The 13,148-nt window shown below is 38.8% G+C and carries 10 protein-coding genes; 4 read left to right on the top strand and 6 right to left on the bottom strand.

Annotation, left to right across the window (positions count from 1 at the left end; translation table 11 throughout):
* Positions 1-2: 2 nt before the first annotated feature.
* From mnmG to gndA, 3 genes are all read left to right on the top strand, one after another.
* Positions 3-1,901 (top strand): tRNA uridine-5-carboxymethylaminomethyl(34) synthesis enzyme MnmG, encoded by a 1,899-nt coding sequence (gene mnmG / locus H3R21_RS05310; protein ID WP_198183582.1) that lies wholly within the window; start codon positions 3-5, stop codon positions 1,899-1,901.
* A gap of 274 nt (positions 1,902-2,175) precedes the next feature.
* The gene (gene spxB / locus H3R21_RS05305) at positions 2,176-3,987 is read left to right on the top strand and encodes a pyruvate oxidase (protein WP_198183580.1); all 1,812 of its coding nucleotides are present in this window, start codon (positions 2,176-2,178) and stop codon (positions 3,985-3,987) included.
* Between the two features lie 106 nt (positions 3,988-4,093).
* Positions 4,094-5,479, top strand: coding sequence for an NADP-dependent phosphogluconate dehydrogenase (gene gndA, locus H3R21_RS05300; RefSeq protein WP_198183578.1), 1,386 nt, complete (start codon positions 4,094-4,096; stop codon positions 5,477-5,479).
* Between the two features lie 160 nt (positions 5,480-5,639).
* On the opposite strand, the gene H3R21_RS05295 is transcribed toward gndA, so the two are convergent.
* From H3R21_RS05295 to H3R21_RS05285, 3 genes are all read right to left on the bottom strand, one after another.
* Complete coding sequence (locus tag H3R21_RS05295; protein ID WP_198183576.1) at positions 5,640-6,950, bottom strand: NCS2 family permease; 1,311 nt, start codon at positions 6,948-6,950, stop codon at positions 5,640-5,642.
* A 123-nt stretch (positions 6,951-7,073) separates the two neighbouring features.
* Positions 7,074-8,528 carry a DASS family sodium-coupled anion symporter gene (locus tag H3R21_RS05290; RefSeq protein WP_046308060.1) on the bottom strand — a complete coding sequence of 485 codons (1,455 nt, stop codon included), beginning with the start codon at positions 8,526-8,528 and terminating at the stop codon, positions 7,074-7,076.
* A gap of 69 nt (positions 8,529-8,597) precedes the next feature.
* A complete protein-coding gene (locus tag H3R21_RS05285; protein WP_198183574.1) occupies positions 8,598-9,905 on the bottom strand; it encodes an NCS2 family permease in 1,308 nt (435 codons plus the stop codon).
* Between the two features lie 227 nt (positions 9,906-10,132).
* Between H3R21_RS05285 and H3R21_RS05280 the strand changes: the two genes are divergently transcribed.
* Positions 10,133-10,927, top strand: a complete 795-nt coding sequence (locus tag H3R21_RS05280; RefSeq protein WP_198183572.1) for a Cof-type HAD-IIB family hydrolase — start codon at positions 10,133-10,135, stop codon at positions 10,925-10,927.
* On the opposite strand, the gene H3R21_RS05275 is transcribed toward H3R21_RS05280, so the two are convergent.
* The 3 genes from H3R21_RS05275 to H3R21_RS05265 are packed head-to-tail and all read right to left on the bottom strand — an operon-like array spanning position 10,928 to position 13,084.
* Positions 10,928-11,773 (bottom strand): amino acid ABC transporter substrate-binding protein, encoded by an 846-nt coding sequence (locus H3R21_RS05275; RefSeq protein ID WP_198183571.1) that lies wholly within the window; start codon positions 11,771-11,773, stop codon positions 10,928-10,930. It abuts the gene before it with no gap.
* Positions 11,774-12,427: an amino acid ABC transporter ATP-binding protein gene (locus H3R21_RS05270; protein WP_198183569.1), complete on the bottom strand. Its 654-nt coding sequence runs from the start codon at positions 12,425-12,427 to the stop codon at positions 11,774-11,776.
* A 15-nt stretch (positions 12,428-12,442) separates the two neighbouring features.
* Positions 12,443-13,084 (bottom strand): amino acid ABC transporter permease, encoded by a 642-nt coding sequence (locus H3R21_RS05265; protein ID WP_187158206.1) that lies wholly within the window; start codon positions 13,082-13,084, stop codon positions 12,443-12,445.
* Positions 13,085-13,148 lie beyond the last annotated feature (64 nt).

Genomic DNA, 13,148 nt, shown 5'->3' with positions numbered 1-13,148 from the left:
AAATGATTAAAAGCTATGATTCGAATGCTTACGATGTAATTGTTGTTGGTGCAGGTCATGCCGGCTGCGAGGCTGCATTGGCAAGTGCTAGAATGGGCCAAAAAACATTACTATTAACAATCAGCTTAGATATGGTGGCTTTTATGCCATGTAATCCATCTGTTGGTGGCCCTGCAAAAGGAACCGTTGTGCGTGAAGTTGACGCACTTGGCGGCCAAATGGGGAAAAATATCGATGCTACTTATATTCAGATGAGAATGTTAAATACGGGTAAGGGACCTGCAGTTCAGGCTTTACGTGCACAAGCTGACAAGTGGCAATATCATGAACAAATGAAGCGTGTGATTGAAGAAACACCTAATTTAACTTTGCGTCAGACAACAGTTGATGAGTTATTGGTTGAAGATGGTGTCTGCCAAGGGGTAGTAACAAATACTGGTGCTAGATATCATGCTAAAAGTGTGGTTCTAACAACTGGAACATCAGCACGTGGACGAATTTATATTGGTGAATTAAATTATTCTTCTGGTCCTAACAACACCATTCCAGCGATTAAATTATCTGAAAATTTGGAAAAATTAGGCTTTAAGTTACGCCGTTTTAAGACTGGTACTCCTCCTAGAGTAAATAGTAATACAATTGATTATTCTAAGACCGAAGAAGAGCCAGGAGATCAGGTTCCGCGTCATTTTTCATATGAAAGTAGGGATGAAGATTACCTCAAAGATCAGGTATCCTGCTGGATGACTTATACCAACCGCTACACGCACAAAATTATTAATGATAATCTGACTCGATCGCCAATGTTTACAGGCGAAATCAAGGGTGTGGGACCACGTTACTGTCCTTCGATTGAAACTAAAGTGGTTCGCTTTGCGGATAAGCAGCGTCATCAAATCTTTTTGGAGCCAGAGGGAAAGAACACCGAAGAAGTCTATGTTGGTGACTTTTCAACTTCAATGCCAGAAGAAGTTCAGCTTGAGATGTTACACACTGTAGCTGGACTTGAAGATGCTGAAATGATGCGCCCAGGCTATGCAATTGAATATGATGTAATTGACCCATGGCAACTGAAGCACACACTAGAAACTAAAAATATTAAAAATCTCTTTACAGCTGGACAAATGAACGGTACCTCTGGCTATGAAGAAGCAGCTGGTCAGGGACTTATTGCTGGAATCAATGCTGCTTTACGAGCATCTGGCCAGTCTGGCTTTACCTTAGGCAGGGATGAAGCATATATTGGTGTTTTAATCGATGATTTAGTTACAAAAGGGACCGAGGAGCCATACAGGCTATTAACTTCTCGAGCTGAATATCGCTTAATTTTGCGTCATGATAACGCCGATTTGCGCCTAACCGATTACGGTTACCAATTAGGACTAATTTCTGAAGAACGATACTCCAAGTTTTTAGCTAAAAAAGAGCAGATTATTCAAGCGGAGCACGCAGTTAAATCAATAACCGTTCATCCAAATGAAGAAGTGCAAAATTATCTTGCAAGTATTGGCGAGGAGAAGCTAAAGGCTGGGGTCAAAGCTGATGTCTTTTTGCGTAGACCAAAAGTCAAGATTGACGACATTGAAAAATTAACCCATGAGCACATTTCTAATGAGCGCTATGTCAAGGAACAAATTGAAATTAACGTTAAATACGAAGGCTACATTAAAAAGGAACAGCAACAAATTAATCGGTTACACCGGCAAGAAGCTAAGAAGATTCCGGTTGATATTGACTACCAAGCAATTGAAGGTTTAGCAACGGAAGCAAGAGAAAAATTTGAGAAAATTCGACCAGAGACTCTCGCACAAGCTGAGCGAATTTCAGGTGTAAACCCAGCTGATCTTGCCATTTTAAGCGTTTACGTGCAAAATGGTCGCTATTCAAAAATTAAAAATTAAATTTTGTAAAAAAATTCAAAAAGCAAAAATATTTTTTCGAAAGAGAATAAATCAAAAAAATTCACAAAAAATGGTCGAATGATCAAAGAATCACAAATTTAATTATTGCTGTTATCCAAAAATGACATTTTACAGTTGCATCTTTGTGAAATTGATATTTTTGCATAGCGCTTACATCTCAATTACCACGTTGGTTTTCCTCACTTGAAATTGTGAAATTATATGTTTTAATACAATATGTAAGTAAATGTATTTAAGGAGATGCACTTTAAAAATGGCAAAAATTAATGGCGCAAATGCTATGCTCCAAGTTTTATTGGACTGGCATATTGATCATATCTATGGTTTCCCGGGTGGTTCATTCGACTCAACTATGAATGCTATTCACGACTTTAAGGGAAAATTAAAGTATATTGAAGTACGGCACGAAGAAGCTGGCGCTTTAGCTGCTGCAGCTGAATATAAATTCACTGGTCAAGCTGGTGTATGTTTTGGTTCAGCTGGCCCAGGTGCCGTTCACTTAATGAACGGTTTATACGACGCTAAGTACGACAAGGTTCCAATGGTAGCCATCATTGCTAACGTTCCCACCAGTCGTCAAGACATGGATTTCTTCCAAGCTTTCGATGAAAAGCCTTGGTTTGATCCCGTTGCAGTTTGGAATCACCAAATAAAGCGCGCAGATCAAATTCCATCAATGATGGATGAAGCTCTTCGTCAAGCTTATGCTAAGAAGGGTCCAGCTGTATTAATCCTTCCTAAAGACTTTGGTTGGGAAAAGATTAACGATAACTTCCGTGTAACTTACAATTCATTGCAAGCTATTCCTAACTACGCAGCTCCTAAGAAAGAAGAAATTGACGCAGCTGTTAAGATTCTTGAAGAAGCTAAGAACCCAGTTGTTTACTTCGGTTTAGGTATGAAGGGTCACGGTGATGTTTTAGAGAAGTTCGCTGAAAAATTCAAGACTCCTTTGATGTCTTCAGTTATGGCTAAGGGTGTTGTTGAAGACAGATGTCCAGCATACATGGGTTCAATTGGTCGTGTTGCTCCTAAGCCAAGTGACGATATTCAAACGCACGCAGATGCGGTTATTTGGGTAGGTAACGACTCGCCATTCTCAGTATTTTTCTTTGATCCAAAGGCTAAGGTTGTTCAAATTGATGTTGACCCAGAAAAATTGGGTAAGCGTCATGCAGTAGATGTTCCAGTTTTGGCTGACGGTGCTAAGACTTTGCAAGCTATGATTGATGCTGGTGAAGCTCGTGAAGAATCACCACTTTACAAGGCTGCAATTGCTGACCGCAAGAACTGGGAAGACTGGGAGCACAGCTTTGATGACTCAGACGAAATGCCAATTCGTCGTGAGCCAATCTTTGACATCATCAACAAATATGCTGACGACAACGCACAATTTGCTATTGATGTTGGTAACATCAACATTGACTTCCAACGTTTGGTAAACTTGCACGATGAACAAACTTGGGCAACCTCAGGTTTGTACGCAACTATGGGCTTTGGCTCTCCAGCTGCAATCGCTGCTGCAACTGTTCACCCAGAACGTGAAGTTTGGAACTTAGGCGGTGACGGTGGTTTTGCAATGATGAGTCAAGAGTTATTGACTGAAGCTCGTTACAACATGCATATCTTAAACGTTGTCTTCACTAATGACACTTTAGGATACATCGAAGCTGAACAAGTTGATGAATCACACCAACCATTATCAGGTGTTATCTTACCAAACAACGAATGGGCACAAGTTGCTGAAGGTATGAACGTTAAGGGTGTAACTGTACGTACTAAGAAGGAATTCGAAGACGCAGTTAAGGAATTCAAGCAAATGGATGGACCAATGTTAATTGACATTAAGTTCACTCATGACATGCCTTACTCAACTGAATTGAACACACTTGACGATCCTGAATTCGTTAAGAAGTATCAAGCAGAAGCATTGAAACCATTTAGTTACTTTGCTGATAAGTATGGTTTGGTTGAAGATGCTGCTTCAGGCGCTTCCGAAGCTGAAGAGGAAGAACCTGAACCAGAAGAAGAACCTGATACAACTTCAGGTGCTTCAGCACACTAATATTTAATATTAGAACTCAAAAAAGCGAGACTCTTGAAAGTTTCGCTTTTTTGCTTTCATACAAGTATAATAATAGAGTATGAACTTGAACGATGGAGGAATATATATGCAACAGTTCGGGATTATTGGTTTATCCGTCATGGGTAAAAACCTAGCTTTAAATGTTAGAAATAGTGGCTTCTCCGTTTCAGGCTTTAGTATCGATAAAAAAGAAGTTGATGCTTTTGCAGAATATCAGGATGATAAGCTAAAACCAACTTATTCTTGGGAAGAATTTGTTAATTCACTTGAAAAACCACGCAAAATTTTGATTCAAATTATGGCTGGTAAGCCAGTAGATGAAACCTTGCACAAGCTGTTACCTTTGCTTGATAAAGGTGACATTTTACTTGATGGTGGTAATTCAAACTTCCACGATACTAATCGTCGTTTCCATGAAATGGAAGAACATGGGATTCACTTTATTGGAATGGGTGTTTCCGGTGGTGAAGAAGGTGCTCTAAATGGCCCTGCTTTAATGCCTGGTGGCGATGAAAAAGCATACAAGGAAGTTGCACCAATCTTAGAAGCAATCGCTGCTAAGAACGATGATGGTCATCCTTGTGTTAGTTTTATTGGACCTGAGGGTAGTGGACACTATGTCAAAATGGTTCATAACGGTATCGAATATGGAATTATGCAAGAATTTTCCGAAGTCTATGATATCTTGCGTAAGGTTGCCGGAAAAACTAACGATGAAATGTCAGAAATTTTTGCCGATTGGAATCAGGGTCTGGTTCAAGCCTATCTGAGTGAAATCACCTCAGAAGTTTTGAAGCAAGAAGACGATTTGACTCCAGATCATGTCATTGATCATATCTTGAACGTAGCTTCCTACAAGGGTACAGGTAACTGGATGCTTGAAGACGGTGTACACTTGGGTGTACCAATTAGTGTGATTGCAGAAGCTGTTATCAGTAGATTTATGTCTAAGGCAACAACGCGTGAAGGCAAGGAAATTAAGTGGGAAGGCGAAGTTCCTGAAGACTTAATTGATAATCTTGGAAAAGCTTTGCAACTAAGTCAGGCCGTTGCCTATGCTCAAGGTTTCCAGCAATTAAAGATGGCAGCTGATGCGTATAATTGGGAGTTGCGTTATCCAGCTATTGCCCAATCTTGGGAAGCTGGCTGTATCATTCGTTCATCTATGCTAAAGGATATTGAAAAAGCTTTTGCCGAAGGTAGACAACTTGATAATATGTTCCAAGATCCTTACTTTAAAGATTTAATGGAGAAAAATTTACCTGCATTGCGTAAGGTACTTGAATTAGCAACTAAGGCTGGTATTCCTACTCCAACGTTAAGTGCATCTCTTAATTATTTGGAATCCATTTTTAACCCAAGTCTTCCAGCTAACCTGATTCAAGGACAGCGAGATTACTTTGGTGCTCACACTTACTTCAGAAATGACCGCGACGGTGTATATCACACTGAATGGTATGAAGAAAAATAAGCTGTGTTACACGTGTAACAAAAAAGACCAGTTAAGTTTCGACTTTGACTGGTCTTTTTGCTAGGAAAAATATATAATAATCATCTTTTATAAATTCTAGAATACCGTAAAGAAAAAAGCCACTTCATTATGAAGTGGCTTTTTGGCTAGTCTAATTGAGCTACATGTTTGTAATCAAGAAAAAGATGACAAATACTACTAACAGCACGTACATCATCGGTGAGACCTTTTTAGCTTGCTTAGAGGCAATCATGGTGATTGGGTATGCAATCATTCCAAGTGCTAAACCGTCTGAAATGCTGTAGGTAAGTGGCATGCCAATAACTGTTAAAAATGCAGGAAAAGCAATTTCAAACTTATCCCAGTTAATTTTCTTAAGGTTACCAGCCATTAAAACACCTACGATTATTAAGGCGGGTGCAGTAACAGTAGTTGGAATAACTGCTAATAAAGGACTAAAAATCATTGAGATTAAGAAGAAAATACCAACAAAAACTGCGGTTAATCCTGTTCGTCCACCCATTGCAATACCGGCACTGGATTCGACTGATGTACCAAGAGGGGCAGTTCCCAAAACAGCCCCTTCAACCATTGCTAGGGAGTCAGAAACGAAGGCTTTACCAATACGTGGAATTTTGCCATCTTGATCGACCATTCCAGCTTGTTCAGTCATACCGATCAAGGTACCTGCAGTATCAAAGAAAGTAACTAGTAAAAATGTTAGGACGACCATGAACAGCTGAGGTGTATTAATATCTTTTAGATGAAAAACAGCTTGGCCAAAGGTTGGGGCAATGCTTGGAGCAGTTGAAATGATTGCTTTTGGCACTTCGACTTGACCAATAAGAATACCAAAGATAGCCGTCACAACCATCCCGATAAAAATTGAACCTGGAACATTCATTGTCATTAAAATGACAGTTAAGGTTAACCCAAAAAGTGTAATCCAAACAGCTGGTGAGTTAAACTTACCCAAAGTTACTAAGCTAGAATCGCTGTTAACGATGAGTTTGCCGTTTTGCAAGCCAATAAAAGCAATGAATAAACCGATTCCGGCGGAAATAGCATACTTTAAGTCTTGCGGAATTGCATCGACTACTTTCTCACGTAGTTTTAAAACTGTGATTAAGATGAACAAGACAGATGCAACTAAGACAGCTGCTAATGCGGTTTGCCAGTTGATTTTCATTTCGCCACAAACATTGTAAGCGAAGAACGCAGCACTACCTAGTGTTGGCGCAAGAGCTATGGGGTAGTTAGCCACAAAGCCCATGATAAAACAACCAATTGCGATTGAGACTGCAGTAACTGTGAAAGCAGCACCTTTATCTATCCCAGCTGCGTGTAAAATATTAGGGTTAACAAAAAGGATGTAGGAGAGACTAACAAAAGTGGTTAAAGCAGCAATTAACTCACGTTTGATAGTGGTATGAGCATCGTTTAAATGAAAGACGTTATCTAGTGTCGTCATTTTTTCCTCCAAAAAATTATCTTATAAAAGAACCAATAAAACTAGTTTAGCATAAGCAAACGGGCTTGGAATAATATTTCCTGGGAAATAAAAAAGCAAGCCCTTTCAAGCTCGCTTTTAAAATTACCACATGCCGATAACTTTCATCCATCCTAGTCCGATTACACCATAAACTAAGATGTAGAAAATCCCGAAAATAAAACTCATCTTCCACCATTCACTTTGTTTAACATAACCAGTTGAAGAAAGCACCGAAGATGCGGTACTAGAATAATGAGTAGTTGAACCCATGATTGCAGAAAACAGTGCTAAGAATTGTGCAGCCATAACTTTAGGTGCTCCAGCAGCAATTGCTACAGTTAAAAGTGGCAAGAACATTGCAGAGTTATGTGCTGTTGCACTGGCAAATAAGTAGTGGGTGTAGAACAATACAAGGGCTAAGATAATCAAAGTGATTAACCAGTTGCCGCCTTTCATGCTACTTGAAATAGTAGTTGAAAGCCAGCCGATGAAGCCAAACTGAGTTAATTTTTCAGCCATAAAAACTAGAATTGAAAGCCAGATTAGAATGTTCCAGGCACCAGTTTCACCTAAAATATCTTTAGGAGTAAGAACACCTGTAAGCAGAAGCAGCACAACAGAGATGAATGCAATCAAAGTTGCATCTATTCCAAGTGTGCTTGAAAGCATCCAGAGTGCTAAGGTAATCACAAAAATAATCGCCATCATTTTTTCAGGTAGTGTTGCTTTACCTAGTTCCTCAAGTTGCTTATTTGCCCATTCCTTAGCATTAGGAGTTTCCTTTACTTCTGGTGGGTAGATCTTGTAAACAAAATATGGAATTACAAGCAGACAGATTGCGGCAGGCACAAGTGCAGCCATAAACCACTGCATCCATGTGAGTGTAACGCCTGCTTTACCAGCAAGTGCTACAGCAATTAAGTTAGGTGCACAAGCTGTCATAAAGAGAGACGAAGTAATAATGTTAACCTGAAATTCCGTGAAGATTAGATAGGCTCCCATTTTCTTTCTTGAGGGATCATTTGGCTTAGAGTCGTAAGTTTCAGCTAATGATTCAATTAAAGGATAAACCACACCACCTGCTCTGGCACCATTAGAAGGCGTTGCGGGCGAAACAATTAAATCAATTGCACCGATTGCATAGCCAAGACCCAATGATTTTTGCCCAAACCATTTAATAAAATATAATGAAATCCTGCGTCCTAAACCAGTTTTTACGATTCCACGTGAAATCATAAATGCCATTACAATTAACCAGGCCGAACTGTTGGCAAAAGCGTTAATGGCACCTTTTTCAATTAATTTACCATTAACTACTTTATCGGCCAATGGTACGAGGCCAAGGCAGATTGTTAATGTAAAACCGATTAGTGTAACGCCACTAATTGCAATTGGTAATGTAATACAACCAACAATGGTGGCGATAAAGATTGCGAGCATGTGCCAGGCCTGGACGGTAACCCCAGCAGGTCTGATAGGTGCAGTAAACCAGAAAACTAATCCAAGTAAAACTGGAAAAATAAATTTTTTATAGTCTATTTTTTCTAGTGTCTTCATGACTCCTCTTTTCAAAAAGTTAAAAAAATAAGATGATTGTTTAACACATTCATCTTATCATAATTTATTTTAGAAGTTCAGCACCCATAGGAAAATGATGAATACTACAAAGAGCACCCACATCATAGGAGTAACTTCCTTACCACGTTTTGCTGCAAGCATACAGATTGGGTAAGTAATAAGGCCAAGAGCCAAGCCATCTGAAATTGAGTAGGTAAGTGGCATACCAGTTAAAATCAAGAATGCTGGCACAGCAATTTCCATTTTATCCCAATGAATGTGCGCTGTGTTTTGTGCCATTAGCACCCCAACGATTATTAAAGCAGGTGCCGTAACATGTGTAGTGAACAGGCCAAGCAATGGACTGAAAATCATTGAAATTAAGAAGAAAATAGCAACGAAAACTGCAGTTAAACCAGTCCGTCCACCAACAGCAATACCTGCACTTGATTCAACAAAGGCGCCAACAGGAGATGTACCCAAGACTGATCCGACCATCATAGCGGTTGAGTCAGATGCTAAGGCCTTACCTACGCGAGGCATCTTATTATCCTTCATAAAGCCGGCTTGTTGGGCCAAGCCAATTAATGTTCCCGCTGTGTCAAAGAAAGTAACAAGTAAAAAGGTTAAAACAACAACCCACATTTGCAGAGTATTGATATCTTTAACATGGAAAATTGCTTGACCAAAGGTTGGCGCGATACTAGGTGCAACTGAAACAATTTTGGTTGGTAGAGCAATTTGACCAGTAACAACACCAAAAAGTGCGGCCAAAATCATACCAATGAAAATAGCACCAGGGACATTCAAGATCATTAGAACAACAGTTACTAAAAGCCCAAAAATTGTGATCCAAACAGCTGGATCATGAAGTGAGCCAAGGCCAACCAATGTAGATTTATTAGCAACAATAAGGCCACCGTCTTGCATTCCTAAGAATGCAATGAAAAGACCGATACCAGATGAAATGGCAAATTTCAAATCAGCTGGGATTGCGTTAATGATCTTTTCACGCAACTTGAACATAGTAATTAAAATAAAAATGATTGAGGCAACGAAAACGGCAGCTAATGCTGTTTCCCATGAAACATGCATACCTACACAAACTGTATAGGCAAAGAAAGCATTGATACCAAGTGCTGGTGCTTCACCAATGGGATAGTTAGCAACAATCCCCATTAAAGCTGTACCTAATGCACTTGCCAGTGCTGTTGCAGTAAAGACAGCACCTTTGTCCATTCCACTGGCACCCAAAACGCTTGGATTAACGAATAGGATGTAAGACATACTAATAAAAGTAGTCAGTCCAGCGAGAAACTCAACTTTAATACTGGTTTTATTTTTATCGAGCTGAAAGTAGCTCTTAATAAAATTCATTTAATCTCTCCCACTATAATAATGTTCGTGTTTTATTTACATCTAACGACTATTTTAGTGTAGCATGCTGATATATAAAATCAAATACGAATTATGCAATGAAAAGCCTTACATCTGAGTGGGATTTAAGAATGAACAAGTTCTCTAACAGATTGACCGCAAGATGAAATAGTTTTTAAAATAAACTATCTTAGTAAGCTAATGAGCATAAGAAGGTTGGAGAAAAAATGGCTAAATTGTTGTTTTCAGATATTGATGGAACATTAATAAATACAGATTTAGAAGTAACACCTAAAACAAGAGAGGCGATTAGACGGCAAATCATTAATGGCAATGTTTTTATCCCAGTTTCTGCAAGAATGCCGCAAGCAGTGATGACTGCGGCTGGCCAGATAACTAAGAACTGTCCAATGATTGCATACAATGGCGCTTTAGTCTTAGATGAAATGGGAAGGCCAGTATCTTCGCGCTTCATGAAAGCAGCCGAAGCAGCTGAGATTTGTTCATATATCGAAAAGAAAAATAATCAGACTACTTGGAATGTTTATAGTGGCTATGACTGGTTTTATTTCCCAGGAAATAATGTTGAATTGGTAAAAAAAGAGGAGCAGATTGTTCAAGTTAAAGCGACACCAAGCTCAATTGCTGAAGTTAAAAAACTTAAAGGTGTTCACAAGGTCCTTATTATGGGCAATCCAGAACAACTTGATCAAGAGCAAAAAGATCTGACTGCCGAATATCCAGACTTGGTCTTAGTCAAATCGGCTTCCAATTTATTAGAAATAGTTGTTAATGGTGTATCTAAAGGCGAGGGAATTAAAGAACTGGCAGAAGAATTTAATGTGAAGCTGACTGATTGTTGGGCATTTGGTGACAACTACAATGATGTTTCAATGCTAGAAATAGTTGGGCATCCATTTTTGATGGGTAACGCTCCAGCAGAATTGAAAAAGCAATTTGTAAATGTGACAGCTGATAACAACCATGATGGCATTGCGCAAGTTCTTGAGAAGCTTAGCTAATTATTTTTTAAGAAGTGGGGACTGTGCTTTATCTCCAAACCACTTAAGATTAATTCGATTTAATGTCCCATTTTTAGCAAGAATGTCTAATCCATGGTCGATTTTCCGCTGTAAAGTTATATCACTCTTGCGCATGCCAACGCCAAATTGTTCCTTTGGAAAAGAACTATCGATTTCAGTGAATCGTTCAGGATGCTTTTGACGAGAAATATAGTAATTAGCATACGAACTATCAATCAACAAGCCATCAATTCGACCTGCGTTTAAGTCGATAAAGGCGTTAGTAAAGGAATCGTAGAGAATTGGATAGTGGTCTTTAATTCGGTTAGCAAGTACCTTTGGATAATCTATGATGTCATTGTAACCTGATGAACCAGATTGGGTGCCTAGTGCTTTATTTTGCATGTCTTTAACGCTGTTAATGTGATTTTTCTTCAATGCAACTATGACCTGTGTTGTATCCAAATAGGTTTTACTAAAATTGACTTTTGCCTCTCTAGCGGGAGTTTTACTGAAACCATTCCAAATTACATCAATTGTTCCATTTCTTAATTCAGTTGTATTCATTGACCAATCAATTGTTTGGAAGCTGACCTTGATGCCGTATAATTTGAAAACTGCATTTGCTAAGTCAACGTCATAGCCGACTAGTTTTCCATCTTTTTGTTGAAAATCCATTGGGACAAATGTGTCGTCAACACCGACAACCACGTAGCCTCGATCCTTAATATGAGTCCAATTGTCAACTTTGTTAGCTTGTCTGTTAACGGAAATACCGCTACAAGCGGACAGAGTAAGAGTAAAAAAGATGGTGGCAAATAGTGCCGTTAGACGTTTGCATTTCACTTAATCCACCTTCTTAAAATCTAACGCTTTAACCGTGAAAATTTGATCAGCTACTTGATGAGCAAAATCCATATCGTGTGTAACAATAATTTGTGTCATCTTATTATTGTTTTTCAGTTGTAAAATAATTTCACCGACTTTGGTACGTAATGCAGGATCGAGTGCAGAGGTTGGCTCATCATAGCATAGAATTTGTGGCTTCATTGCTAATGCTCGCGCAATCGCAACTCTTTGCTTTTGTCCACCAGACAGCTGATATGGATACAGTTCTTCTTTGCCCGTTAAGTCTAGGTCGTGAAGCAATTGCTTGGCTGTCTGTAGAGCCTGGCTATTATCCTCTTTTAAAACCAATTTTGGTGCGAGTGTGATATTGTCAATGATGGTCAAATTGGGAAACAATTCGTAGCTTTGAAAAACAACTCCAGTAATTTGATTATCTTTACTTGGCTGAGTTGGGTCAAATTCTTGATTGTTCCAGAGAAATTGACCAGAATCGACTTTTTCTAAGCCACTAAGGCAACGTAGAAGAGTGGTTTTGCCGGCACCCGAAGGCCCGACTATTGCTAATATCTCTTGATCGGGAATTGTTAAGTTTAGTTTATTTAAAATTGTTCGAGAGCCAAATTTTTTAGTGATATTCTTTAATTCAAGCATGAATCATTCCCCTTATTATTTCCACTTAGAATAACTGTGTTCGATTTTCTTTAAAATAAATGATGCAATACCGGTCATTAGTAGATAAATAATACCAACTAGAACTAATGGCACAAGCGTAACGTCTCGCGCAGTTGCAACGTTTCCTGCACGTAGGAGTTCACCTAAGCCAATAACATAAACAAGGGAAGTGTCCTTGACTAAGTTGATCACTTCATTGCCAATTGACGGTATAACAATTTTGCTTACTTGGGGGATAATAATATGTCGCAAAGTTTGCCATTTTGTAAGCTGCAGAACGTGCGCACTTTCATATTGGCCGACTGGCACAGACTGAAAACCACCACGGAAAATTTCTGCAAAATAAGCAGTATAATTTAGAATAAAAGCAAATAAGGCAGCATTGTATCGTTGAAAAATGATGCCAATGATTGGCAGTCCATAAAAAATAAAGATTAGTTGTAGTAACAATGGCGTACCACGCATAATCCAGATATAAAATTTTAAAATAGCACGTATAATTTTAAAATGTGAGATTAAACCCAAACTAACAATGATTCCAAGTGGGATAGAAATGATCAAGGTCCATAAGAATAGAATCAGGGTCATTTTAGCTCCAGAAAGTAGAGAAGGCATGATTGAGATAATATAATTCATCTTATTCTCCTTTAAAGCGTAAACTAAAATAATGAGCAAAAAATTACATTTATGACAGAATAGC

Source organism: Lactobacillus sp. W8172 (assembly GCF_016102055.1).
Classification (GTDB): domain Bacteria; phylum Bacillota; class Bacilli; order Lactobacillales; family Lactobacillaceae; genus Lactobacillus; species Lactobacillus apis_A.
Note: the sequence above shows the minus strand (reverse complement) of the source record. Positions and strands in the feature narration are given on the sequence as shown.

What these genes read in the sequence shown, in the direction of transcription:
- H3R21_RS05280 (WP_198183572.1), top strand. Translation starts at nt 10,133, where the DNA reads ATGGCTAAATTGTTGTTTTCAGATATTGATGGAACATTAATAAATACA.
- H3R21_RS05295 (WP_198183576.1), bottom strand. Translation starts at nt 6,950, where the DNA reads ATGACGACACTAGATAACGTCTTTCATTTAAACGATGCTCATACCACT.
- H3R21_RS05285 (WP_198183574.1), bottom strand. Translation starts at nt 9,905, where the DNA reads ATGAATTTTATTAAGAGCTACTTTCAGCTCGATAAAAATAAAACCAGT.
- H3R21_RS05265 (WP_187158206.1), bottom strand. Translation starts at nt 13,084, where the DNA reads ATGAATTATATTATCTCAATCATGCCTTCTCTACTTTCTGGAGCTAAA.
- H3R21_RS05270 (WP_198183569.1), bottom strand. Translation starts at nt 12,427, where the DNA reads ATGCTTGAATTAAAGAATATCACTAAAAAATTTGGCTCTCGAACAATT.
- gndA (WP_198183578.1), top strand. Translation starts at nt 4,094, where the DNA reads ATGCAACAGTTCGGGATTATTGGTTTATCCGTCATGGGTAAAAACCTA.
- mnmG (WP_198183582.1), top strand. Translation starts at nt 3, where the DNA reads ATGATTAAAAGCTATGATTCGAATGCTTACGATGTAATTGTTGTTGGT.
- spxB (WP_198183580.1), top strand. Translation starts at nt 2,176, where the DNA reads ATGGCAAAAATTAATGGCGCAAATGCTATGCTCCAAGTTTTATTGGAC.
- H3R21_RS05290 (WP_046308060.1), bottom strand. Translation starts at nt 8,528, where the DNA reads ATGAAGACACTAGAAAAAATAGACTATAAAAAATTTATTTTTCCAGTT.